Raw genomic sequence first — 23,375 nt, 5'->3', positions numbered from 1 at the left:
CACCCACCCCATTCACCCCAGGAGACATTCCATGCCGGTCGTCACGCGCGTGACGGATCTGATCGGTAACACCCCGCTGTTCGAACTCGCGGCCACCACCGGCGGCACCCGGCTGCTGCTCAAGCTCGAGCAGTTCAACCCGACCGGCGCGGCCAAGATCCGGATGGCCCGCTCGATGGTCCGCGACGCCGAACGGCGCGGCCTGCTGTCCCCGGGCGGCCACATCGTCGAATCCACCTCCGGCAATACGGGACTCGGGCTGGCCGTGGTCGCGGCCGAACGCGGCTACCGGTTCACCGCGGTGGTCGACCATCACGCCTGCACCGACAAGCTGCGGGCCATGCGCGCGCTCGGCGCCGAGCTGGTGTTCGTCTCCGACGCCGGGGACGACGGCCTGGCCACGTCGGCGCGCGAGGACCACGCGGCGGCGCTGGCCGCCGCCGACCCGGACGCCTATTTCACCGAGCAGCACAACAACGACGCCAACGCGGTCGGCTACTACGCGGTCGCCGACGAACTGCTCGCCGACCTGGACCGGGTCGACGTGCTGGTGTCGGCGGTCGGCACCGGCGGCTCACTGTTCGGTACCGCACGGCGGCTGCACGACCTGGGCCGGCCGGTGCGGGTGATCGGCGTGGAACCGGTGGGGTCCATCGCCTTCGGTGGTCCGGGCGGCACCTACTGGCAGTCCGGCACCGGTACCCCGCCGGGGGCGACCATCGGCACCGCGGTCGACTACACGCTGCTCGACGAGGGCGTGAAGGTCTCCGATATCGACGCGTTCGCCACCGCCCGCGCGGTCGCCCGAACCCACGGCCTGCTGCTGGGCGGCTCGGCCGGCGGTTCGGTGCACGCGGCGCTGAACCTGCTGGAGGAGTTCCCGCCCGGCTCGACCGTCGTCAGCATCGTGTGCGACGGCGGCGAGAAATACCTCGACACCGTCTTCGACGACGACTGGATGGCCGACCGCGACCTACTCGACACCGCGGCCGAACAGGACGTGGTCGCGCTCCTGAACCGCTACACGACCACGACGGGCACCCTGGTCGGCGCCCGGTGAATGCGCTCTTCCGCGGCGACACCGACAGTCGCCGTCTGGTGGCGCTGGCCGCGCCGATCGCGGGCACCCAGCTGGCCCAGGTGGCGGTTTCGACCACCAATATCGCGCTGATGGGCACGCTCGGGGTGCGGGAGGTGGCGGCGGGCGGCCTGGCGCTGGTGCTGTTCAACCAGATTCGCACCATGTGCGTCGGATTGATCACGGCCACCGGCAATCAGGTCGCGAGCGCGGTCAGCCGCGCCGAACAGCGCCGCGGCTTCGCCGAAGTGGAGATCCGCGACATCCTGCGGACCGGTTTTCTCATCGCTACCGTGTCGGCGCTGCTGGGCGGCGCGGTGCTGGTCGCGTCCGGCTGGGTGTTGCAGTGGCTGGGCCAGGACGCGGGGGTGCTGGCCGCGGCCCGGCCGCTGCTGATCGCGCTGGCGCCGGGACTGCTGCCGTGCCTGTGGTTCCAGGTGCTGCGGCAGTACACCGTCGGCATGCGCCGGCCGCAGGCGCTGCTGGTGGTGACGCTCGGCTCGGTGGTGCTCAATGTCGCGCTGGCGCTGCCGCTGATGCACGGCTGGGCGGGACTGCCGGCGCTGGGGCTGACCGGGATCGGGATCGCGACCACGCTGGTCCTGACGGTCAGCTGTGTAGTGCTGGCGCTCATGGTCACCCGTGACCCGCAGCTGAATGCCACACTGCCGCTGTGGATGTGGCCGGTCCGGCGCGAAACCCTGTGCACCGAACTGCGTCTCGGCACCCCGATCGCGCTGACCTACGGTTCGGAGGCCGGGCTGTTCTCGGTGCTGGCGCTGGTGATGGGCGCGCTGGGACCGGCCGCGCTCGCCGCGCACAATATCGTCTACCAGCTCGTCTACATCGTGTTCCAGGTGGCGATCGGTCTCTCGCACGGGGTTTCGATCCTGGTCAGCCGGGCGGTGGCACGCTACGAGTTCCGGGCCGCGCGCACCCTGGCCGCGATCGCGCTGCGCCAGGCGGCGCTGATCACCACGCTCGTCGGGGTGCTGTACGTGGCCGCGCCGGACACGGTCCTGCAACCGCTGCTCACCGACCGGGACCCGACCACCGTCGCGACCGCGCGCGGCCTGCTCCCGATCGCGGTGGTGCTGCAGTTCTTCGACGCCGCTCAGAACATCGGCAACGGACTGCTGCGCGGTGTACAGGAAACCGCCGCCGGGTTCCGCCTGTCGCTGGTCGGCTACTGGATCGTCGGGCTGCCCACCGCCTTGGCGCTGGCCTTCCCGGCGGGCCTGGGCGCCGCCGGCGTCTGGTGGGGTCTCACCGCCGGCCTGGCGGTCACCGCCGGGCTCATGTTGCGGCGCTACCGAACCCTGATCGATCGGCGGGTCCGGACCCGCCCTCGAGTGCTGGCGGACAGCATGCCCGGCCCGCCCTGACCGGACACGCCCGAAATTTCCGAACGGTCGTAAATGACGGTCGGATGGCGGTGAGCCTGAGCGGCAACGGATTAGACTCGTGGGGGGGGGGGGCCCCCGGCCCCCCCCGCCACGAGCCGACGTGAGGGGACGATCATGGCCAGCCCGGTCCAGCAGCGCCAGGAACCCGCACCCGAGGTGGACGCACACCCGGAACTCGAGCGGCTGCCGGAGTGGCCGCAGGACACCATCGCCGTGCTGGTGACCGTCGCGCCGGAGCCGCACGCCATCCCGGTGTCCTGGCCGGTGCGGGCCGGTGATCGACGAATTCTTTTGAGCCTCAAGTCCGATCGTGGATCGCTGGCTCGGCTGCGGGCGCGGCCCGAGGTGGCCCTGCTGATCCTGGGCGCGGGAAATGTCGCGCTGTGTGCGCGCGGACGCGCCGCGGTGCTCGCCGATCCGATGCCCGGGACCACCGACTACGCGGCCGTCGAACTCGCGGTCGACACCATCGACGACCACCGCCAGTCGGCCTTCGCGGTGGCAACCGGCATCGGCCGCAACGTACTCGACGAATCCGAACTGCACTATCTGGAACGGCGCGTCGCGACCTTGCGCGAGATGGCTTCCCTGGACACTTGATTCATGCTCGCAGCCTTCTCGGTCACTCCCCTCGGCGTCGGTGAAGATGTCGGCGCCGCGGTGGCCGCCGCCGTACGCGTCGTGCGCGCCAGCGGCCTGCCCAACGAGACCACCGCCATGTACACCACCGTCGAAGGCGAATGGGACGAGGTGATGGGCGTGATCAAGCAGGCCACCGAGGCCGTGCTGGCGGTCGCGCCCCGCTGCAGTCTGGTGGTGAAGGCCGATATCCGCCCCGGGGTCACCGGCGCCATGCGGTCCAAGGTCGAGTCCGTGGAGCGATATCTCGCCGCGGACTGAACCGGCTACATGACGACGCAGCCGCTGCCGGTGTCGATGCCCAACCGCACCCCGCCGACCTGCGCGAAGACCTGCATGGACGTTCCGTCGCTGCCGGTCTGGGCGGCGACCAGCCGATGGGTGCCGAAGGTGAGCGGCCGGAAGCGGCTGGTGGCCACACCGCCGCTCGGCACGGACACCGGCGGTTCGAAGGTGCCCCGGTCGATGTCCCAGAAGTAGACCGGCATGTCACCGGAGGCCTGCACGGTCACGGGATAGCCGCACCCGACACCCATTGCGCTGTTCTCGAATCCCGGCGCGACAGTCATGCCGGTCGGATCGGCGTGCGCCGATACCGCGCCGGCCGCCGCCGAAACGACCGCAGTAATCACCACCGCGGCGGTCTTCCCTCGCCCAGCGCGCATTTCGGCTCCTCGGTAACCGGTGTCGTCGCATCCATCGAATTCACGCCGAACTCACCGTACGCGGTGGATTACCGAATTCGCGTCATTGCCTGACCACGAGGCAGGCATCGAGGTCCTGGAAGTGGATACCCATTCCGACCGACAGCGTGACGGTGAGCTCGCTGTCCGGTCCGTCGGCATGCCGTTGCAGCGCGTGCAGGACGTGGGTACCGCGCGCGGTCGGCGTCCACACCGCACGCGCGACCCCGTCGACCGGAACCGCGAACTGCGGGGCGAACGAGCCGCTGTCCTCGTCGTAGAAGATCACCGTGTCGTCGCTGTTCACGGGCACGGACGCACGGTAGCGACAGTCCGTTCCGTAGCCGCCGAGACTCGCGCCCGTCGCGATGGTGAAGTCGGAGACGTTTGCCGGCGCGGGCGGGGCCAGATGGACCAGCGCCGCCACCAGCGACCCGAATGCGTACGCGGCCCCCGCCGCGGCGTTCCTCCTCGTCGAGCGCATATCGGTTCCTTCCGTCGCGCCGGCCGCCCGCTGCGGCACGGTCCGGCGATCGAGACCCGATACCGATCGATGGTCCGCGCCCCGGACCGGACCCGCAATGGCGCGGAACGGGGATGCGGAAGCATTCACGACACTGGCCCGAATCCGTTTGTCGAATCGGGCCAATAGTGAATAACGGTCAATCGCAAGGTCCGGCGCGGAATTGTGCGCAACATACTGCGACTTCGGGCCGATACCGGAGGTGTATCCACCGTTTCCCGATTTTCAGGAGCGTCCCATGTACGGCATCGCAGTCGCGGCCACTTGCCTCACTTCCTTCCTGATCGGCGCCGTGCTGAGCATGCGCGACGCCCGCGCCGACCTGTTCGTCCACCGGCCCGTGATCCTCGCGTCCCGGCCGGACGAGCCGCCGCTGCGACGCCGGTAGCGAACAGACGTGCCGGATGGAACCATCCGGTGCTGTACTGCTGAGGACCGAGCCGCGATGTCGCGGCTGAGATCGCCCGCACGCTTCGCCGCGCGGCGCAGACTCCGAAAGCAGGACGCGATGGTCGTCGAATACCTCCGCTACCGCATACCCACCGAACGGTCCGCCGCGTTCGAGGCGGCATATTCCCGTGCGGCACAACAGCTATCGGCCGCACCCGAGTGCGTGGACTACGAACTGCACCGCTCGGTGAAAGAACCCGAGAACTACATTCTCCGCATCACCTGGACCTCGGCCGAAGACCACCCGAAGAAGTTCCGCGGCGGGCCGCACTTCCCCGCCTTCCTCGCCGAGATCGAGCCCTACATCCCGAATCTCGTCGAGATGGACCACTACGACCCGACCCCGGTCCACGGATCCGGCGGAGCGGTTCCCACGCTCTACGACTGGGCCGGCGGACACGCGGCGTTCGACAAGCTGACCGACGCCTTCTACCGCGAGGTCCGCAAGGACGAGCTGATCGGCCCACTCTTCGCGCACATGGACCCCGACCACCCGCACTTCGTGGCCATGTGGCTGGGCGAGGTGTTCGGCGGACCGGCCGCCTACAGCAGCGAGCGCGGCGACTACCGGCACATGGTCAGCGCCCACCTGGGCAAACACATCAGCGAGGCACAGCGCCGGCGGTGGGTGAATCTGCTCATGGATGCCGCCGACGAGGTGGGGCTGCCGAGCGACCCGGAGTTCCGGGCCGCGTTCGCCTCCTATATCGAGTGGGGTACGCGTTTGGCGGAGATCAACTCCCAGCCGGGGCGCGAGGCCTACGACGGGGAGATCCCGCACTGGGGTTGGGGCGTGAAGCTGCCCTACCGCGGCTGAACCTCGGCGGGTGTGGCCGCCTAGGGGCGTGGATCGGGCCAGTAGGCGCGCCAGTCGGCGGGCGCGAGCGCGGCCCGCTCGCCGCGTGCGGCTTCGGCGGCGTCCTCGGCGGCCCGGATATCGGTGGCGAAGGACAGTGCGGCCTGGCGCAGACGTTCTTCGGCACTGCCCGGACCACCCAGCCGGACGATCGAAAGCGCTTCGGGGACAAGGTCTTCCGGCAGACCTGCGGCCTCGCTGCGGCTGCGGATCTTCTCGGCCAGGGCCAGCGCGGGCTGCGCCATGGCGATACCGTCCAGGCAGGAGCGCCGCGCCTTCTCGGTGGATTTGCGTGCGGCCCAGGCCTTCTCCTGCGCCGCGATCTTCTCGGCGACCGGCAGCCCGGCGTCCAACGGCTCGTCGTGCAGGTGCGGGCTGCGGTGGACCAGCTTCGCCACCAATGTGGCGGCCACGTCGTCGACGGTGAATTCGCCTGCGGCCTCGGCGATCCGGGAATGGAACAGCACCTGCAGCAGCAGATCGCCGAGCTCTTCCTTGATCGTCTCGGCATCCTCGGCCTGGATCGCGTCGAGCAGCTCGTAGGTCTCCTCCAGCAGGTACGGGCGCAACGAATCGTGGGTCTGGGTGATCTCCCAGCCACCGAACCGCCACAACCGGTCCATGATCGCGACCGCGTCGCCCAGGGTCGGGGAACGGTCTGCGCCCGAGGATGATTCGCCGGTCATCGAGCCTCGGTGACCGGCGAGCTCACGTCGACCATGCCCTGCGGCTTACCGTCGAGCGCCAGCAGGAAGTCGGCCACGAACTGCACCACCGCGACGTCGCGGACCCGGGCCGCACCGACACTGTCCTCCACGCGCGGCAGCGGCACCTGCACCACGCCGGTGGTGGGCCGGTAGTTCGCCGCCGGATACAACCGCTTGAGCCGCAACTGTTTCGAGTCCGGCAGCTGCATGGGCGAGATCTTCAGCGAGGTGCCGGTGACCGCCACCTCGGCCAGCCCGTACTCGCGGCACAGCAACCGCAGCTTGGCCACCGCGACCAGCCGGCCGACCTCCACCGGCAGCGGGCCGTACCGGTCGGTGAGCTCGTCGACCACGGAGTCCAGACCCGAATTATCCACCGCTGCAGCGAGTTTGCGGTACGCCTCCAGGCGCAGCCGCTCGCTGGAGATGTAGTCCGGCGGGATGTGCGCGTCGACCGGAAGATCGATCCGCACCTCCCGCACCTCTTCGTCGGTGACGATCGGGCGGCCGTCGGCGGCGGCGCGATAGGCCTCCACCGCCTCGCCCACCAGGCGCACGTAGAGATCGAAGCCGACCCCGGCGACGTGCCCGGACTGCTCGGCGCCCAGCACGTTTCCCGCACCGCGGATCTCGAGGTCCTTCATGGCCACCGCCATCCCGGCACCGAGATCGGAGTTCTGCGCGATGGTGGCCAGGCGGTCGTAGGCGGTCTCGGTGAGCGGCTTCTCCGCCGGATACAGGAAGTAGGCGTAGCCGCGCTCGCGGCTACGCCCGACCCGCCCGCGCAGCTGGTGCAACTGCGAAAGACCCAGGGCGTCGGCACGTTCCACGATCAGGGTGTTGGCATTGGAGATGTCGAGGCCGGTCTCGATGATGGTGGTACACATCAGCACGTCGTACTCGCGCTCCCAGAAGCCCTGCACGGTCTTCTCCAGCAGGTCCTCGTTCATCTGGCCGTGCGCCACCGCCACCCGCGCTTCGGGCACCAGATCGCGAATCTTCTTGGCCGCCTTGTCGATCGAGGACACCCGGTTGTGCACATAGAACACCTGGCCGTCGCGCAGCAGCTCGCGACGGATGGCGGCGGCCACCTGCTTGTCCTGATAGCCACCGACATAGGTGAGGATCGGGTGCCGTTCCTCGGGCGGGGTGAGGATGGTCGACATCTCGCGGATCCCGGCCAGGCTCATCTCCAGGGTGCGCGGGATCGGGGTGGCCGACATGGTCAGCATGTCGACGTGGGTGCGCAGCGCCTTGATGTGCTCCTTGTGCTCGACACCGAAGCGCTGCTCCTCGTCGATGATCACCAGGCCGAGGTCCTTCCAGCGGACGCCGGTCTGCAGCAGCCGGTGGGTGCCGACCACGATGTCGACGTCGCCGGTTGCCATGCCCTCCATGGTTTCCCGCGATTCGGCGGCATCGGTGAAGCGGGACAGGCCCTTGATCGTCACCGGGAAACCGGCCATTCGCTCCACGAACGTCTGCAGATGCTGTTGGGCCAGCAGCGTGGTGGGCACCAGCACCGCGACCTGCTTGCCGTCCTGCACCGCCTTGAACGCGGCACGCACCGCGATCTCGGTCTTGCCGTAGCCGACGTCACCGCAGATGACCCGGTCCATCGGGACCGCCTTCTGCATGTCGGCCTTGACCTCGGCGATGGCGGTGAGCTGGTCGGCGGTCTCGGTGAACGCGAACGCGTCCTCCATCTCCTGCTGCCAGGGGGTGTCGGGTCCGAACGCGTGCCCCGGCGCCGCCTGGCGGGCCGCGTACAGCTGCACCAGCTCGGTGGCGATCTCGCGAACGGCCTTGCGCGCCTTGCGTTTCGTGTTCGCCCAGTCGGAGCCGCCGAGCTTGGACAGACTCGGAAGTTCGCCACCTACGTAGCGCGACAACAAGTCCAGCGCGTCCATCGGCACGAACAGTCGGTCGCCGGGCTGGCCGCGCTTGCCGGGGGCGTACTCGATGACCAGGTATTCGCGCCGGGCGCCGCCCACGGTGCGCTCGATCATCTCCACGAACTTGCCGATGCCGTGCTGGTCGTGCACGACCAGGTCGCCGGCCTGCAGGGCCAGCGGGTCGACCTGGTTGCGGCGCCGCGCCGGGAGCTTCTTGCCCTCGCCGGGGGCGGTGACCCGGTTACCGGTGAGATCGGATTCGGCGATCACCACCAGTTTCGCGTCGTCGAACACCAGGCCGTCGTGCAGTGAACCGCACAGCACCCCGACCGTGCCCGGCTGCGGCTCGGCGCCCGGTTCCAGCGCGGCGGCCGGTACCTCGGCGTCGGCCAGACGCTCCAGGAAACGTTGCGCCGTACCGTGTCCCGCGACCACGATGACCGCCCGGCCACCGGTGGTGACCTGCGCGCGCAGCGACGCGAAGATCGTGGCGATCAGTTCCTCGGAACCGCGGGCGGCGGGCGCCGCCAGCACCGGCAGCACCACCTCGTCGGGATCACCGGATGCCAAGGGGCTCAACGTCCACCAGGGCAGGTCGTGGGCGTTCGCGTCGGCGTGCACCACGTCCAGACCACGGTAGGACGATGCGGCCAGGTCGAGGCCGTGCGCACCCAGCGGGGCGGTGGCGCCGAACGAGGCGGCGGTCCACGACGCCTCCAGGAACTCCTGCCCGGTGCGAACCAGATCCGCGGCGCGAGTGCGGACCTTCTCCGGATCACACAGCAGCACATGGGTTCCCGCGGGCAGCACCTCGGTGAGCAGTTGCAGTCCACCCGGCCGCAGCACCGGCAGCAGGGCTTCCATGCCGACCACCGGCACACCCGCGGCGAGCTTGTCCAGCATCTCGACCAGGGCCGCGTCGGCGGCATTGTCGGCGGCCACCGCGGCGGCGCGCTCCCGCAGCTCGTCGGTGAGCAGCAGCTCCCGGCAGGGTTGTGCCACAACAACATCCACGGTCACCTCGGACAGCGAACGCTGGTCGGCCACCGAGAACGGGCGGATCGAGGAGACCTCGTCGCCCCAGAACTCCACGCGCACCGGATGATCCGCCGTCGGCGGGAACAGGTCGAGAATGCCGCCGCGCACCGCGAATTCGCCGCGCTTGCCCACCATGTCGACTCGCTCGTAGGCGAATTCGACCAGCCGGGCAGCCAATTCGTCGAAATCCAGCTCGGTGCCGGGCCGCAGCACGATCGGCTCGATATCGCCGAGACCGGCGGCCATGGGCTGCATCAGTGAGCGAACGGTGGTGACCACCACCCGCAACGGCTCGGCGTGCAACGGATGATCGGGGTGGGCCAGGCGGCGCAACACCTCGAGCCGGCGGCCCACCGTGTCGGCGCTGGGCGAGAGCCGCTCGTGCGGGAGCGTCTCCCAGGACGGGAACAGCGCGACCCGGTCGCCCAGGATCTCGGTGAGCTCGGTGGTCAGATCGTCGGCCTCGCGGCCGCTGGCGGTGACCACTACCAGCGGACGCCCGCCCGCCACCGTGGCGGCGACGAACGGACGCACCGCCGACGGCGCCACCAGGCGCACGTCGGTCTTGTCGAGCAGGGTGCGCACCCGCTCCAGCGCGGCATCGGTACCGGCCACCGCGGCCAGACCCGCCAACGGCGGGCGAAGCGTGGACATCAGCAGACTCCCGGTCCGGATCGGCGACAACAGGGCCAGTCGAGTCTAGACGCGGGTACCGACAAGCCCCGCGACCGGCCGAAACCGCCCGCTACCGGACCCGGGGTCGATCAGGGCACGTAGCGGCGCAGCCGCCGGGCAGCGAACTCGCGGAAATACCCGACCTTCTCCGGGGGCACGATCGAGGGCAGCAGGAAGTACCACATGCGTTCCATGCGGACCGCCATCTGATCGATGCTGTCGGTGCCGACCGCGGTGATGTGCACACCGGCCACGATCTCCTGCAGCAGCATGCCGATGACGTCGGAGTCGAGGTCGGGATTCAGGTCGCCCTGGGCGATGGCCCGCTCGGAGAGCAGATGGTAGGTCTCACCCCAGGTCTTGGCGATATTGTCGCCGCCCGCGCCCTTGTAGTCGCCGATCTGGTGGGTCAGCTTGAGCATGGCGCCGACCATCGGGTCGTTCATGGTGAGGTCGGCGACCACGTAGGTGATGCCGATACACGCCTCGAGCGCGGGCACGCGGGGGTCGAAGAAACCCTGGCACGCGCTGACCAGTCGCTCCTGTCCCTGGTCGACCACCGCCCGGGCCAGCTCCTCCTTGGAGCCGAAGTGAAAGTACAAGGCCCCCTTGGTCACATTGGACTGCGCGATGATCTCGCTCAGGCTCGCATTTGCGTAGCCGAGACGCAGAAACACGTCAGCCGCGCCCGCGAGAACGGAATCGCGGGTGATCTCCGCACGCGCTTGCCTAGCCATCAGTTCCGCCTGTCATCAAACCAGCCATCCTGAAGTAGACCGACATTCCGAACCAGACCGATATCGCGGCTCGAACAGCACTCGAAGGTTGGGAGAACCGTACCATCCGACAGGGCGCCGCCCGCGAATTCGAGCATTCCGACCGGCCTCCCTCGCAATTAGTCGGTTAACTGTTCGCTTCCATCCCCTATCGCCCACCGGAGAGCAGGGCGAGAACGCCTAACTGTCGGCAGCACTGGACCATTCGGACGCCAGTTGCGGATCGGACTCCAGGTTCTGCAGCCCGTTCCAGCACAGGTTCACCAGGTGCGCGGCTACCACTTCCTTACTCGGCTGCCGCACGTCGAGCCACCACGCCGCCGCCGTCGCCACCATGCCGACCAGCGCCTGCGCGTACAGGGTCGCGAGCTCGGTATCGAGGCCGCGCCGATCGAAATCACCGGCCAGGATATGGGCCACCTGATTCACGGCCTCGTTGAGCAGACTCGAGTAGGTGCCCTCGGCGGCCGCCACCGGCTGGTCGCGCATCAGGATCCGGAACCCGTCGGTGCGCTCCTCCATATAGGTGAGCAGCGCGAGCGCCACCTGCTCCACCCGGACCCGTGAACGGTTGGTGGTGAGCGAGGAGTTGATCATGTCCAGCAGCGCGGACATCTCGCGGTCGACGACCACCGCGTAGAGCCCCTCCTTACCGCCGAAGTGCTCGTACACCACGGGCTTGGACACCTGGGCGCGGGCGGCGATCTCCTCGATCGACGTCGCCTCGTATCCCTTCTCGGCGAACAACGTTCGGCCGATCTCGATCAATTGCCGCCGCCGCTGGGTACCGGTCATCCGTAGCCGAGGGGGTCGTCCCGTCTCGCCCGCCGTCATCGCTGTGCCTCCCGGGAATCGTCGTCGATCGGATACAACTGTGGCAGACAACCCGGATCCCGGCGCATCCACGCCACCGGCAGGCACACGCAACCTCTGGTGGGGGACACTCCGTGGGCCGGATCGGCAAAGCAGTTCGACGTACGGGCCGCGGCATGCAAGGATCTGGGTGGGCATTGCCGAGACCGGCCGGTGATTCACGGAACCACCGGTAACACGATCCGCCGTAGTGTAATGGCAGCACCACTGATTTTGGTTCAGTTAGTTCAGGTTCGAGTCCTGGCGGCGGAGCTCCGGAGCAGGAGCGTTTAAGGTAGGCGGCGCAAGCAACCGCGTCGAGTAGAACGCGTGAAGGCAGAGCCGAGGAGACCCATGCCGCAGCAGACCGCCGTCGTCGTTCTCGCCGCAGGAGCCGGAACCAGGATGCGGTCGAAGACCCCGAAGGTGCTGCACGCGCTGGCGGGTCGCACGATGCTCGAGCACGCACTGCACGCGGCCAACGAGATCGACCCGACCCACCTGATCACCGTGGTCGGCCACGACCGCGCCGCAGTCGGTTCCGCGGCGGAAGCCGTTGCGGCGGAACTGGGCCGGACGGTCACCCTCGCGGTCCAGGACCAGCAGCTCGGCACCGGCCACGCCGTCCAGTGCGCGCTCACCGCCCTGCCCGCGGACTTCACCGGAGACCTGCTGGTCACCTCCGCCGACGTGCCGCTGCTCGACGGCCACACCCTCTCGGCCCTGCTGGACGAGCACCGCAGCTACCTGGAACGGTCCGCCGTCACCGTGCTGACCTTCGTGCCCGCCGACGCCAACGGCTACGGCCGCATCGTGCGCGACGCGGAGGGCAACGTCCTCGAGATCGTCGAGCACGCCGACGCCACACCCGAGCAGGCGGCGATCACCGAGGTCAACTCCGGTGTGTACGTCTTCGACGCCGCCGTGCTGCGGACCATGATCGGCCGCCTGACCACCGCCAACGCCCAGCACGAGCTATACCTGACCGACGTGCTCAAGCTGGCCCGCGAGGCCGGCCATCCGGTGCACGGCGCCCGCCTGATCGACGCCAACAAGGTGACCGGCGTCAACGACCGGGTGCAGATGGCGCAGGCCGCGCACACCCTCAACCGCTACATCCTGGAACGCCATATGCGCGCGGGCGTGACGGTCGTCGACCCGGCCAGCACCTGGATCGACGCCGGTGTGCAGATCGGGCGCGACGCGGTACTGCGGCCGGGCGTACAGCTGCTCGGGCAGACCGTGATCGGCGAGGACGCCGAGGTCGGCCCGGACAGCACCCTGACCGACGTCACCGTCGGCGACGGCGCGAAAGTGGTACGCACGCACGCCGACCGCGCCACCATCGGGGCGCGTGCCTCGATCGGGCCGTTCGCGTATCTGCGCCCCGGGAGCGTCGTCGGCGAGTCGGGCAAGGTCGGCACCTTCGTCGAAACCAAGAACGCCACGATCGGCGCCCACTCCAAAGTGCCGCACCTCACCTATGTGGGTGACGCCACCATCGGCGAACACAGCAACATCGGCGCTTCCAGCGTGTTCGTGAACTACGACGGCGTGACCAAGCACCACACGACGGTGGGTTCACACGTGCGGACCGGCAGTGACACCATGTTCATCGCACCGGTGACCGTGGGTGACGGCGCCTATACCGGTGCGGGTACTGTGCTGCGAAGAAGCGTTCCGGCCGGGGCACTGGCCTACACCGCCGGGGCGCAGCGAATCATCGAGGACTGGGTCGTCGCGAAGCGGCCCGGATCCGCGGCGGCAGCGGCGGCGATCGCAGCCGGTGAACGGGCGAGTCAGGCAACAGAGCAAAAGGATGGCGACCAAGAGTGACCGCGTTCTCCACCGATAACCAGAAGAACCTGATGCTGTTCTCGGGGCGCGCTCACCCCGAGCTGGCCGAGCAGGTCGCCAAAGAGCTGGATGTGAAGATCACACCCCAGACGGCGCGCGACTTCGCCAACGGCGAGATCTTCGTGCGGTTCGAGGAATCGGTCCGTGGCTCGGATGCCTTTGTGCTGCAAAGCTTTCCGGCGCCGCTGAACCAGTGGCTGATGGAACAGCTGATCATGATCGACGCGCTCAAGCGCGGATCGGCCAAGCGCATCACCGCCGTCCTGCCGTTCTACCCCTACGCCCGCCAGGACAAGAAGCACCGTGGCCGCGAGCCGATCTCGGCCCGCCTGGTCGCCGACATGCTCAAGACGGCCGGCGCCGACCGGATCATCACCGTCGACCTGCACACCGACCAGATCCAGGGCTTCTTCGACGGCCCGGTGGACCACATGCACGCGCTGGTCCAGCTGTCGGAGTACGTGCGCAACCACTACTCGACCGAGAACGTCACCGTCGTCTCCCCCGACGCCGGCCGCGTGAAGGTGGCGGAGAAGTGGGCGGACTCGCTGGGTGGCGCGCCGGTCGCGTTCATCCACAAGACCCGTGACCCGCTGGTCCCCAACCAGGTCAAGTCGCACCGCCCGGTCGGTGAGGTCGAGGGCCGCACCTGCATCCTGATCGACGACATGATCGACACCGGTGGCACCATCGCCGAGGCCGTGCGCGTGCTGCGCGAAGCCGGCGCCGGTGACGTCCTGATCGCCGCCACCCACGGCGTGCTCTCGGCCCCCGCGGCCGAGCGGCTGGCCGCCTGCGGCGCCAAGGAGGTCATCGTCACCAATACGCTGCCGATCACCGAGGACAAGAAGTTCCCGACGCTGACCGTGCTGTCGATCGCCCCGCTGCTGGCCCGCACCATCCGCGAGGTCTTCGAGAACGGCTCGGTGACCGGCCTGTTCAACGGTTCCGCCTAGCCGACCGTCGCCCCTACTCGCGTGGCCGTCCGCGCGCTCGCCCGACCAGCTCGGGTGGCGCGGGCGGCCACTGTGGTTTGCGGCTGTGACCCGGGCCCGGTTTCCCCTCCTTACGTAGGGCAGGTCAGGGCGGTAGCGTGAGAAGTGGTTCTCGACTGTTTGCCAACCGGCACGCGCAGAGAGGTGGACTGCCATGGCCGAGCGCTATGACGAAGCTGATCCTGCACCCGGCGGGATCTTGCCGGACGGGCAGGAACAGCTGATCGATGAGGTCTTCGACCTCGATGACGTCGATGCCGACCTCGACCTGGACCTCGGCGACGACGAACAGGCCGACGAGGTCCGCGCGTACGAGCGCTACATCCTGGACCCGCCCGCCGACCTGGTGATCCGCGACTACGAGAGCGAGGACAACGGCCCGCTCATGATCGACCGCGAACTCGATCAGGAGTGGACGCGGCGGCGCGGCCGGACCGAACTCGCGCACGAGGACGACCGCCCGGCCGAGGTGGCCGCCATGGAGATCACCGAGGGACCCGGCGATTGAGATCCCGACGATTCGAGATGTGCGGTTTCGCCGGTTATCTGGCGACGATCGCCCGGTCGTGCTAACCATTAGGGGCCTTCGGAAGCCCGCAGACCGATACCGATCGGAAAGGATGTGCCGTGGTTCCACACGCCGCCGATGACCCCGGCGCGAGTTGGAAATATCCCGGCCCGGCCGCTCCGGCCGGTACCGCCGTGGCCGACCGCCGCGACGAGGTCTGCTGGCGGCATCCGGGCCCGGACCCGCTGCCCAGCGAACCCCAGCCTGTCGCCCATCCCACCCCCGCCGTGGCCGCCGCCGTCGGCTCGGGCGTGTTCTCCGTGCTCGCGTTCGTATGCGCCGCGGTCACCGCGATCTCCTGCATCGTGCTGATCGGCCCGGTCGGCATCGTTCTGGGCATCGTCGGGCACGTCCGCGGTGAGCGACTGGGGAAATGGTCGGCCTTCGCGGCGACCGCCGCCACCGTGATCGCCGGTGCCGTCCTGTATTTCGTCGTGCCGGATCGGCGCGGCCATTCGGTAGCGCTGAGCTGACCTGTCCGAAGGACACGCCATGACTGGATTCACCGGTTTCCCGCTGGCCGGTCCGGATTTCTACGAGGACCTCGAGGCCGACAATTCGAAATCGTTCTGGACTGCGCACAAGTCGGTGTACGACGAGGCGGTGAAGGCGCCGATGCTGGCCCTGTGCGCGGAACTGGAAGCCGATTTCGGGCCGGCCAAACTGTTCCGGCCCTATCGTGATGTGCGCTTCTCGGCGGACAAGTCGCCGTACAAGAACCATCAGGGCGCGGTGGTCGCCACCGGTGCCGGCGCCGGATGGTACGTGCAGATCGGCGCGCCCGGCCTGTTCGTGGCGGGCGGGCTGTACGCGCCGGGACCGGCCCAGCTGGCGCGGCTACGCGACACCATCGCCGACGACGTCCGTGGGCCGGAGCTGGAGAACATCCTGGCCGCGGCCACCAAGGCCGGATTCACCCTGGGTGGCGAGCAGCTCAAGACCAGGCCCAAGGGCTACGACGCCGACCACCCACGGATCGAGCTGCTCCGGCACAAGGCGATCGTGCTGAGCAAGGAATTCGGCACCCCGGCCTGGCTGCCGACTCCCAAGGCGGCCAAGGAGATTCGGGCCGCCTGGGAGCAGCTGCGGCCGGCCGTGGACTGGCTGTCGGCCGTCGCCGGCGCCTGACCGGCGGCGGTTTCCCGGCCACCGGTCAACGGAACACGCTGCGCCGGAAGGAAACCCGGACTCAGCGACGAGCGGCCAAGAACAAGGCGAACCGGTTGTCCGGGTCCGTCCACACCCGTTCGACCGGGAATCCGGCGGCCTGCAGCTCGGCCGACAGTCCGTCGGTGCGGAATTTGGCCGAGATCTCGGTGCGCATCTCCTCGCCGGCCGCGAAGTCGACGGTCAGATCCAGGTCGGCGACCCGCACCGTCATGGCCCGGGTGGCGCGCAGGCGCATCTCGATCCACTCGTCGGCCGAATCCCACACGGCCACATGGTCGAACGCGGCCGGGTCGAAGTCGGCGCCCAGGCGCGAGTTCAGCACGTGCAGCACGTTGCGGTTGAATTCGGCGGTGACGCCGGCCGCGTCGTCGTAGGCGGGGACCAGGATCGCGGGATCGATCACCAGACCGGCACCCAGCAGCAGCTGCTCGCCCGGATCCAGGACCGAGTGCAGGTCGGCCAGGAATTCGGCGCGCTCGGCGGGGACCAGGTTGCCGATGGTGCCGCCCAGGAAGGCGACCAGCCGACGGCCACCCCGGGGCAGCGTGTGCAGGGTGTCGGTGAAGTCGCTGACCACGCCGTGCACGGCCAGCGCGGGATATTCGGCGGCCACGCGGTCGGCGGTCTCGCGCAGGAACGAGTCGGAGACATCCTGCGGGACATAGGTTTTCAACGGGCCCTCGGCGGTGAGCGCGTCCAGTAGCAGCCGGGTCTTGGTGGCCGAACCGGCGCCGAGCTCGATCAGCACCTCGGCCTGCGCGATCCGGGCGATCTCGCCGACCACCCGCTGCAGCAACGCCCGCTCGGTGCGGGTCGGGTAGTACTCGGGGAGTTCGGTGATCGCCTCGAACAGCTCGCTGCCGCGGGCATCGTAGAACCACTTGGGCGGCAAGCACTTCGGGTCCGCGGTCAGGCCCCGGCGGGCGTCCCCGCGCAGCGCCGCGGTCAGATCGGCCTCGGTGAGGTGGATGTCCAGTGTCGCTGCGGTCATGGGCGCGGCCTTTCGCGGTCTGCGGATACGTCGAGGTCGGAAACGGACAGGTCGGTGAGCGAGGCGGTGACCAGGCACCGGTCCCGGATCGGCTGCCAGCGGGGGTCGTCGTCGTAGGGCTCGGAGGATACGACCACGAACTCCTCGTCGACGAGCACGGACAGCGAGTGGTACCAGGCGGTCGCCCAGATCGTGTTGCCGTCGGACAGGAGGAAATTCAGCCGCGCGTCCGGGGCGTGCGCGAGCACCGCGCGCACCACATCCCGCAGCACCGTTGCGGGCGTGGCGGTTTCGCCGGACTGCGGCGCGGCCGACGCGGGCGCCTCCTGCCGCTGCTCGACACCGTCCGGCGCCGCCCACGACGGCGTAGGCGTAGCGACTCCCGTCGGGGACGGGCTCACCACCGCACCGGACAGATCGGTATCCGCCGGCGGCGGTAGGCTGTCCAACAACCCGCGAACGATCACCCACAGGGCGGCCGAATCCGTATGCGACTCGGCCTCGACCAGTGGCGGGGAACCGAATTCGGCGGCGACCGCCGGGAGCACCGTGGTCCAGCCCGGAACCGTGCCGTTGTGGCTGAAGGCCCAGCGGCCGTGCGTGAATGGGGCACACGCCGAACGCTCCACCGGCATCCCGGCCGTGGCGGACCGCACCGCCGCCAGTACCGCGGTCGACCACAGCTGCGGAAGTACCTCCGTGACAGCGGGATCGGACCAGATCGGCGACACATTGCGATACCGGCTCGCGACCAGCGGCACCGATCCGTGGCCGTCTTCCGCGGGCGCGTGGTGCTGGGCCCCGAGGGTGCGGGACTCCACCGCATCGACGTCCGCGGCGACCTGGCCGCGGATCCACCACGCGACACCGAAACCGTCGGCGTTCACCGTTCCGCCGCGCCGCATGTCGCGCGGCTCCCAGGACTGGTTGAACAGCGAGTGGTCACCGCGAGTGAGCAACTCCCCCACCGGTTCCGGGAGCCCCACGTACGCCAGGTGACGGCACATCAGTGTTCGTCCGCGCGCAGATCGCGGGCCAGCCGGAAACCGGCGAAGATCTGCCGCCGGATCGGGTGGTCCCAGTTGCGGAAGGTGCCCCGGCAGGCCACCTCGTCGGTGCCGAAGGAACCGCCGCGCAGCACCCGGTAGTCGCCGCCGAAGAAGACCTCGGAGTATTCGCGGTACGGGAAGGCCCGGAACCCCGGGTACGGGTCGAATCCCGAGGCCGTCCACTCCCAGACGTCACCGATCAGCTGGTGCACTCCCGCCGGGGACGCGCCCGCCGGGTAGGCGCCCACCTCGGCCGGTTCCAGATGGCGCTGACCGAGATTCGCGTGCCGCTCGTCCGGTGTGGTGTCGCCCCACGGGTAGCGCCGCGAGGTTCCGGTGGCCGGATCGAAGCGGGCGGCCTTCTCCCATTCGGCCTCGGTGGGCAGGCGCTTGCCCGCCCACCGAGCGAAGGCCTCCGCCTCGAACCAGCACACGTGCACCACCGGCTGCTGCGGGCGTACCGGCGTCATCACGCCGAAAACCCGCCGCCACCATTGGTTTCCGCTGTCGCGCTCCCAGAACTGCGGTGCCACCAGCCCGGCCTCGACGCGGTGCGCCCAGCCGCGCTCGGACCACAGTTCGGGGCGGTCGTAGCCGCCGTCGGCGATGAACTGCTGGTACCGGGCGTTGGTCACCGGGGTGGCCTCGATCGCGAAGCCGGGCACGTGCACCGGATGCGCCGGCCGCTCGTTGTCCAGGGCCCACGGATCGGTATCGGTGCCCATGACGAATTCGCCTGCGGGAACGACGATCTCGTCTGCGGTCGGGCCGCCCGGTGGCGGAGTCGTTGCGGTCAGCACGGCGGGGCCGGTGCGCAGCTGGTGGGTGGCCAGCATGGTCTCGTCGTGCTGCTGTTCGTGCTGGGCGATCATCCCGAACGCGAATCCGTCGGCGACCAGCGGCCGCCCGGTGAGCGGACTGGCGTCGAGCACGTCGAGGACCTTGTCGCGCACGGTGCCCACATAACCGCGCGCCTGCGCCGGATCCAGCAGCGGCAGCGTCGGCCGGTCCGCGCGGGCGTGTTTGAACGCGTCGTAGAGCTGGTCGATATCGGCCCGAACCGGTTCGCGCCCACCCACATCACGAACCAGCCACAACTCCTCTTGGTTACCGATATGGGCCAGATCCCAGACCAGCGGACTCATCAACCGCGAATGTTGAGCAACCAGTTCCGCCTCGTCCAGACAATCGGTCAGCACCGCGGTACGCGCGCGGGAACGGGCAAGTACCGTGGCGATCCGGTCACGCAACAATTCGGTTTCGTGGCGGTCGGCGGCATTCGGGGAAAGGGGCATCAGCAAACTCCGAAATCGGTGCGGGAAACAGCTGCGGATTCAGATGGCTCGGGAATATCCCGCAGCGGCGGCCGGCATCTGCCCGGCCCGGCAGCGCAGGGCAGCCCGGAGGATCTCGGCGCGCGCCGCCGGTGCGGTGGTGTGCGCGGCCGCCAGCTGCAACAGGCTCACCGCGGCCGACCGGATCTGCGGATCGGCCAGGCCGTCGCGGGCGGCGCCCCACCAGTCGGTGGCCGTCGGCGCGGCCAGCGCGGTCGCCTCGGCGACCACCGCCGGCGCCGACAGCAGTGCCGCCACCGTGTGCACCGGCGTCGTCCAGCCGTCGCCGGGTTGGGCGTCGATATAGCGCACCTCGAGGTGCCCGGTAGCCCGGACCGGCGGGAACAGCGTGGTGAGGTGGTAGTCCAGATCGGCCGCGGCCGGGCGGCGGCCGATCTCCTCGTCCAGCGCGCCGTCGATCCAGTCGGCGAATGTGGCCCCGGGCGGGGCGGCCCAGTCGCAACCCGGGCCCGGCGTGCGCCGCACGCACAACAGCGGTACGTCCAGCGCCCACCGGGCGTAGCCCGCGATCGGATCCGCCCACTGGGACACGGGCGGCCGGGCGCGCGCGTTGTCGAGCCGCAGCCAGGTGCGCATCCGCTGCGAGGCCCACGAACCGGGCGGCACACCGTAGAGGTCGGGAGAACAGGCGAAGGCGGCGAGCAGGGCCGGGCCCACCGCGTACAGGGCGGTCCAGCGGGCCGCGATCTCGGCGGGGTCGGCACCGGCGTCCACACTGACCTGGGTGGCCGCGGTATTGCACATCATCAGCGTGCCGAACGGGCCGATGCCGGCGAACCTCTCCTCCATCGCCCGGTATCGGGGCAGGTCGAGTATCCGGCGGGGCGGACGGTGCGGATCGGCGGCCGCGGCGTGCAGCCGGATGGATCCGGTGGCGAGCAGGTCGCGCAGCGCGGCGGTATCGGCTCGCAGGCGGGTGCAGAGTTCACCCGCACTGGCGAAGGGGGCGCTGGACAGTTCGACCTGTCCGCCGGGCTCGAGGGTGACCCGGCTGCCACCCGGTAACGGCAGGCCCGGGGAGCCGGGAGCGATGTTCTGCGGCGCGTACGGGCCCAGGGCGTCCACGAGTGCCGCGAGCTCGGGACGGTGACCCGGCGCCGACCACTCACCCTGGCTGGTGAGCCACTCCAGTTCGGCGCCGACCAGCGCGGGCGGGCCCTGTTTGAAGCAGACGCCGCCGACATAGGCCTCGGCCGCGGCCCGGGACGAGAACTCCACCCCCGCCTCGAGCCGGGAACGCTCCGTCGTGACTGCCATGACCACCTCCACTCCGCCGCGCCGCGCGAGGTCGCCCGCGGGCTCGAGGCCGGGCGCACCTGGTGGGGCCCGGCGTGGAAGCGATCGGGTCGCTTCCGTCATCTGAATCCAGAGTAGCCGGGCATACCGACAGAAAAACTGACCGAAAAGTGACCGATGCGAGCCGGGGGCGGCCGCATCGTTATATCCGCGCAGGTAGACGCGCCGAGCGAGCCGACCGGCCGGTTCGTGGACCTTCCCAGTGGTGGAAGGCCTACACCCGGCTGTCGATCGGGTAGCGATCCCCCAGGCCGGAGCGGTCGTCGTGGAAGCAGGCCGCGACGAGGTCGTCGGCGAGCGTGATCAGATCGGCCCGGCCCTCCACCGCGGCGGCCCAGTCCGGCGGCAGCGCGGACAGTCCGTGCCGAGCGCCCAGCAGGTTGCCGGTCACCGCGCCGGTCGAGTCCGAATCACCGGAATGGTTGACGGACAACAACAGTGCACCCCGGACATCGCCGGTGTGTTCGGCGTGCAACGCGCAGAAGACCGCCACCGCCAGGCATTCCTCGGCGACCCAGCCGGCGCCGACCTGCTCGACCCAGGCCGCGGTGGCGGTCCCGGCGGCGTCGGCCGACTCGACCGCCCAGCGCAACGCCGCACCGACCTCACCACTGCCGGGCACGCAGTCGATTCGGGTGATGGTGTCGCGCACGGCATCTCGCAGCGGGCGACCGGACACGCTCTCGTCGATCAAGGCGGCGAACGCCCCCGCCGCCACGTATCCGGTGGGATGCCCGTGCGTCAGCTGCGCCGCCCGGGCCGCCAGCCCGAACGCCACCTCCGGACCGGCGCCGACCAGGCCGAACGGCGCGGACCGCATCACGGTCCCGCACCCCTTGGAGTCGGAGTTCACCGCGCCGTGCTCGCCGAGCGGCCGCGGCGGCTGGTACTCACGTGCCTGGCGGCGCAGCCCGGTGATGCAGGCGTTCCCCGGGGACCGCATCGCGTACAGGTAGTCCAGGCCGGCGAGCCACCCGTCGGGATGTGTTGCGGGACCGTCGTTCTGCTGGGTGTCGAGCCAGCGCAGGTACGCGCGCCGCAGCACCGGGACCGGGTCCGCGCCGACCGGTGTCCGCAGCAGGCCCTCGGCGGTGAACATGGTCATCTGGGTGTCGTCGGTGATGTGCTGGGGTCCCGGATCATGTTGCGGCAGTAGGTCGGTCACCCCGGCGAATCCGTATCGGGCCCGAATCTGTTCCAGCTGAAGGAATTCGATCGGCCACCCCAGCGCATCACCGATCGCGCCCCCGACGAGTGCGCCCCGAATCCGGTCGGACAGTGTTTCGTTCGCCTGCATATCCAGATACTTCCATCGAATCCCCGCCACGGGGTGTCCGTTCGCGCCGACGCCGGTGAGCCCCGGCAGCTCCCGACGAGGTCTACACTCCCCGATGTCGCACGAATCGTCGAACCCTTTCCCCGAACGAGGACATCTGATGACCGATTCGAGTTCTTTCGTCGTCGAACGCTCGGTGACGATCGCCGCCCCGGAATCCCGGATTCGCCCGCTGGTCGAGAACTTTCATTCCTGGCGCGACTGGTCGCCGTGGGAGGACCTGGATCCGGCGATGCAACGCACCTATTCGGGCCCGGATTCGGGTGTGGGTGCCCGGTATGCGTGGGAGGGCAATCGTAAGGCCGGCGCCGGCGCGATGACGATCACCGGGACCGAGCCCGGCCGGGTCGACATCGACCTGAATTTCCGTAAGCCGTTCAAGGCCGACAACAAGGTGGAATTCCGTTTCACCCCAGCGGATTCGGGCACCACGGTCAGCTGGAGCATGTCGGGCCGCAAGAACCTGCTGATGCGGGTCCTCGCGCCGATCTTCGACACGGACAAGGTCGTCGGAAAGGACTACGAGCGCGGGCTGGCCGGCCTGAAAAGGCTGGCCGAGCAGGTGAACTGACCGGGTTCAGTGCAGCTGGTTCTGCGCGGCTTCCAGACCGACGCGCAGCAGCAGTTCGACGGCGTCGGCGGTCTGCTCGACGATCACCGGCACTTCCTTGCGCTCGGGTGCGGCGAAGGGCTTCAGCACGAAGTCCGCGGGGTCCTGGCGGCCGGGCGGCCGGCCGATCCCGAACCGCACCCGCAGGTAGTCCTTGGTGGTCAGCGCGCTGGAGATGGAACGCAGACCGTTGTGCCCGCCCTCGCCGCCGCCCTGCTTGAGGCGGACGGCACCGAAGGGCAGATCGAGTTCGTCGTGGACGACGATGACCTCGGTGGCCGGGATCGAGAAGAACTTGGCCAGGGCCGCGACCGGGCGCCCGGACAGATTCATGTAGGTGCGCGGCTTGGCCAGCAGCACCTTGCGGCCGTCGAGCCGGGCTTCCAGCAGATCGGCGCCCGACTTCTTGTGCACGGTGAACCGGCCGCCGACGCGCTCGGCGAGCGCGTCGGCGACCAGGAAACCGACGTTGTGCCGGGTGCGCTCGTATTCGGGGCCGGGATTACCCAGTCCCACCACGAGCGCCGGCCCGGCCTCCGATGAGGTCATCGAAAACCGTTGGGAGCGGCT

24 protein-coding genes and 1 tRNA gene are annotated in these 23,375 nt (G+C 69.5%); 13 read left to right on the top strand and 12 right to left on the bottom strand.

Features of this window, described 5'->3' with window-relative positions:
• Positions 1-31: 31 nt before the first annotated feature.
• The 4 genes from EBN03_RS00435 (at position 32) to EBN03_RS00420 (ending at position 3,384) form a co-directional block, all read left to right on the top strand.
• Positions 32-1,060 (top strand): PLP-dependent cysteine synthase family protein, encoded by a 1,029-nt coding sequence (locus EBN03_RS00435; RefSeq protein ID WP_122185850.1) that lies wholly within the window; start codon positions 32-34, stop codon positions 1,058-1,060.
• Positions 1,057-2,463: an MATE family efflux transporter gene (locus EBN03_RS00430; RefSeq protein ID WP_122185849.1), complete on the top strand. Its 1,407-nt coding sequence runs from the start codon at positions 1,057-1,059 to the stop codon at positions 2,461-2,463. The genes EBN03_RS00435 and EBN03_RS00430 overlap by 4 nt, the downstream gene beginning before the upstream one ends.
• A gap of 135 nt (positions 2,464-2,598) precedes the next feature.
• Positions 2,599-3,084, top strand: a complete 486-nt coding sequence (locus tag EBN03_RS00425) for a pyridoxamine 5'-phosphate oxidase family protein (RefSeq protein ID WP_233608010.1) — start codon at positions 2,599-2,601, stop codon at positions 3,082-3,084.
• 3 nt (positions 3,085-3,087) lie between these two features.
• Complete coding sequence (locus EBN03_RS00420) at positions 3,088-3,384, top strand: MTH1187 family thiamine-binding protein (RefSeq protein ID WP_122185848.1); 297 nt, start codon at positions 3,088-3,090, stop codon at positions 3,382-3,384.
• A gap of 5 nt (positions 3,385-3,389) precedes the next feature.
• On the opposite strand, the gene EBN03_RS00415 is transcribed toward EBN03_RS00420, so the two are convergent.
• The gene (locus EBN03_RS00415) at positions 3,390-3,788 is read right to left on the bottom strand and encodes a hypothetical protein (RefSeq protein ID WP_122185847.1); all 399 of its coding nucleotides are present in this window, start codon (positions 3,786-3,788) and stop codon (positions 3,390-3,392) included.
• A gap of 82 nt (positions 3,789-3,870) precedes the next feature.
• Positions 3,871-4,290 carry a hypothetical protein gene (locus EBN03_RS00410; RefSeq protein ID WP_147471418.1) on the bottom strand — a complete coding sequence of 140 codons (420 nt, stop codon included), beginning with the start codon at positions 4,288-4,290 and terminating at the stop codon, positions 3,871-3,873.
• Between the two features lie 277 nt (positions 4,291-4,567).
• Between EBN03_RS00410 and EBN03_RS33935 the strand changes: the two genes are divergently transcribed.
• Positions 4,568-4,717, top strand: coding sequence for a hypothetical protein (locus EBN03_RS33935; RefSeq protein WP_158675498.1), 150 nt, complete (start codon positions 4,568-4,570; stop codon positions 4,715-4,717).
• 120 nt (positions 4,718-4,837) lie between these two features.
• Positions 4,838-5,596: a group II truncated hemoglobin gene (locus tag EBN03_RS00405; protein WP_122185845.1), complete on the top strand. Its 759-nt coding sequence runs from the start codon at positions 4,838-4,840 to the stop codon at positions 5,594-5,596.
• Positions 5,597-5,616: 20 nt separating this feature from the next.
• On the opposite strand, the gene EBN03_RS00400 is transcribed toward EBN03_RS00405, so the two are convergent.
• The 4 genes from EBN03_RS00400 to EBN03_RS00385 form a co-directional block, all read right to left on the bottom strand.
• On the bottom strand, positions 5,617-6,321 hold the full coding sequence (locus tag EBN03_RS00400; RefSeq protein WP_122185844.1) for a MazG family protein: 705 nt from the start codon (positions 6,319-6,321) through the stop codon (positions 5,617-5,619).
• On the bottom strand, positions 6,318-9,929 hold the full coding sequence (gene mfd / locus EBN03_RS00395) for a transcription-repair coupling factor (protein WP_122186663.1): 3,612 nt from the start codon (positions 9,927-9,929) through the stop codon (positions 6,318-6,320). Before mfd ends, EBN03_RS00400 begins: the two co-directional genes overlap by 4 nt.
• A 110-nt stretch (positions 9,930-10,039) precedes the next feature.
• Positions 10,040-10,687, bottom strand: coding sequence for a TetR/AcrR family transcriptional regulator (locus tag EBN03_RS00390; protein WP_122185843.1), 648 nt, complete (start codon positions 10,685-10,687; stop codon positions 10,040-10,042).
• A gap of 219 nt (positions 10,688-10,906) precedes the next feature.
• Positions 10,907-11,521: a TetR/AcrR family transcriptional regulator gene (locus tag EBN03_RS00385; protein WP_122185842.1), complete on the bottom strand. Its 615-nt coding sequence runs from the start codon at positions 11,519-11,521 to the stop codon at positions 10,907-10,909.
• A 259-nt stretch (positions 11,522-11,780) separates the two neighbouring features.
• Between EBN03_RS00385 and EBN03_RS00380 the strand changes: the two genes are divergently transcribed.
• The 6 genes from EBN03_RS00380 (at position 11,781) to EBN03_RS00355 (ending at position 16,126) form a co-directional block, all read left to right on the top strand.
• Positions 11,781-11,851 (top strand) — tRNA-Gln (locus tag EBN03_RS00380).
• Positions 11,852-11,932: 81 nt separating this feature from the next.
• Positions 11,933-13,414, top strand: a complete 1,482-nt coding sequence (gene glmU, locus EBN03_RS00375; RefSeq protein ID WP_122185841.1) for a bifunctional UDP-N-acetylglucosamine diphosphorylase/glucosamine-1-phosphate N-acetyltransferase GlmU — start codon at positions 11,933-11,935, stop codon at positions 13,412-13,414.
• The gene (locus EBN03_RS00370; protein WP_122185840.1) at positions 13,411-14,391 is read left to right on the top strand and encodes a ribose-phosphate diphosphokinase; all 981 of its coding nucleotides are present in this window, start codon (positions 13,411-13,413) and stop codon (positions 14,389-14,391) included. Before glmU ends, EBN03_RS00370 begins: the two co-directional genes overlap by 4 nt.
• A gap of 193 nt (positions 14,392-14,584) precedes the next feature.
• Positions 14,585-14,938 carry a hypothetical protein gene (locus EBN03_RS00365; protein ID WP_122185839.1) on the top strand — a complete coding sequence of 118 codons (354 nt, stop codon included), beginning with the start codon at positions 14,585-14,587 and terminating at the stop codon, positions 14,936-14,938.
• A gap of 119 nt (positions 14,939-15,057) precedes the next feature.
• The gene (locus tag EBN03_RS00360) at positions 15,058-15,471 is read left to right on the top strand and encodes a hypothetical protein (RefSeq protein ID WP_122185838.1); all 414 of its coding nucleotides are present in this window, start codon (positions 15,058-15,060) and stop codon (positions 15,469-15,471) included.
• 19 nt (positions 15,472-15,490) lie between these two features.
• Positions 15,491-16,126 carry a DUF2461 domain-containing protein gene (locus EBN03_RS00355; RefSeq protein ID WP_122185837.1) on the top strand — a complete coding sequence of 212 codons (636 nt, stop codon included), beginning with the start codon at positions 15,491-15,493 and terminating at the stop codon, positions 16,124-16,126.
• A 61-nt stretch (positions 16,127-16,187) separates the two neighbouring features.
• Here the strand turns inward: EBN03_RS00355 and egtD are convergent, their stop codons facing one another.
• The 5 genes from egtD to EBN03_RS00330 form a co-directional block, all read right to left on the bottom strand.
• A complete protein-coding gene (gene egtD, locus EBN03_RS00350; protein WP_122185836.1) occupies positions 16,188-17,159 on the bottom strand; it encodes an L-histidine N(alpha)-methyltransferase in 972 nt (323 codons plus the stop codon).
• Positions 17,156-18,145 carry a class II glutamine amidotransferase domain-containing protein gene (locus tag EBN03_RS00345; RefSeq protein WP_407671058.1) on the bottom strand — a complete coding sequence of 330 codons (990 nt, stop codon included), beginning with the start codon at positions 18,143-18,145 and terminating at the stop codon, positions 17,156-17,158. Before EBN03_RS00345 ends, egtD begins: the two co-directional genes overlap by 4 nt.
• 20 nt (positions 18,146-18,165) lie before the next feature.
• The gene (gene egtB / locus EBN03_RS00340; RefSeq protein ID WP_122185834.1) at positions 18,166-19,503 is read right to left on the bottom strand and encodes an ergothioneine biosynthesis protein EgtB; all 1,338 of its coding nucleotides are present in this window, start codon (positions 19,501-19,503) and stop codon (positions 18,166-18,168) included.
• Between the two features lie 39 nt (positions 19,504-19,542).
• Positions 19,543-20,820 carry an ergothioneine biosynthesis glutamate--cysteine ligase EgtA gene (gene egtA, locus EBN03_RS00335; protein ID WP_122186662.1) on the bottom strand — a complete coding sequence of 426 codons (1,278 nt, stop codon included), beginning with the start codon at positions 20,818-20,820 and terminating at the stop codon, positions 19,543-19,545.
• A gap of 253 nt (positions 20,821-21,073) precedes the next feature.
• Complete coding sequence (locus EBN03_RS00330) at positions 21,074-22,156, bottom strand: ADP-ribosylglycohydrolase family protein (RefSeq protein WP_122185833.1); 1,083 nt, start codon at positions 22,154-22,156, stop codon at positions 21,074-21,076.
• A gap of 139 nt (positions 22,157-22,295) precedes the next feature.
• On the opposite strand from EBN03_RS00330, the gene EBN03_RS00325 reads away from it, so the two are divergent.
• Complete coding sequence (locus EBN03_RS00325) at positions 22,296-22,766, top strand: SRPBCC family protein (protein WP_122185832.1); 471 nt, start codon at positions 22,296-22,298, stop codon at positions 22,764-22,766.
• A gap of 6 nt (positions 22,767-22,772) precedes the next feature.
• Here EBN03_RS00325 and pth read toward each other — a convergent pair whose 3' ends face one another.
• Positions 22,773-23,354: an aminoacyl-tRNA hydrolase gene (gene pth, locus EBN03_RS00320; RefSeq protein WP_122185831.1), complete on the bottom strand. Its 582-nt coding sequence runs from the start codon at positions 23,352-23,354 to the stop codon at positions 22,773-22,775.
• Positions 23,355-23,375: the final 21 nt, after the last annotated feature.

The sequence above is a fragment of the Nocardia stercoris genome (assembly GCF_003696265.1).
Classification (GTDB): domain Bacteria; phylum Actinomycetota; class Actinomycetes; order Mycobacteriales; family Mycobacteriaceae; genus Nocardia; species Nocardia stercoris.
The sequence above is the reverse complement of the archived record's forward strand: the minus strand, read 5'-3'. Positions and strand labels throughout refer to the sequence as shown.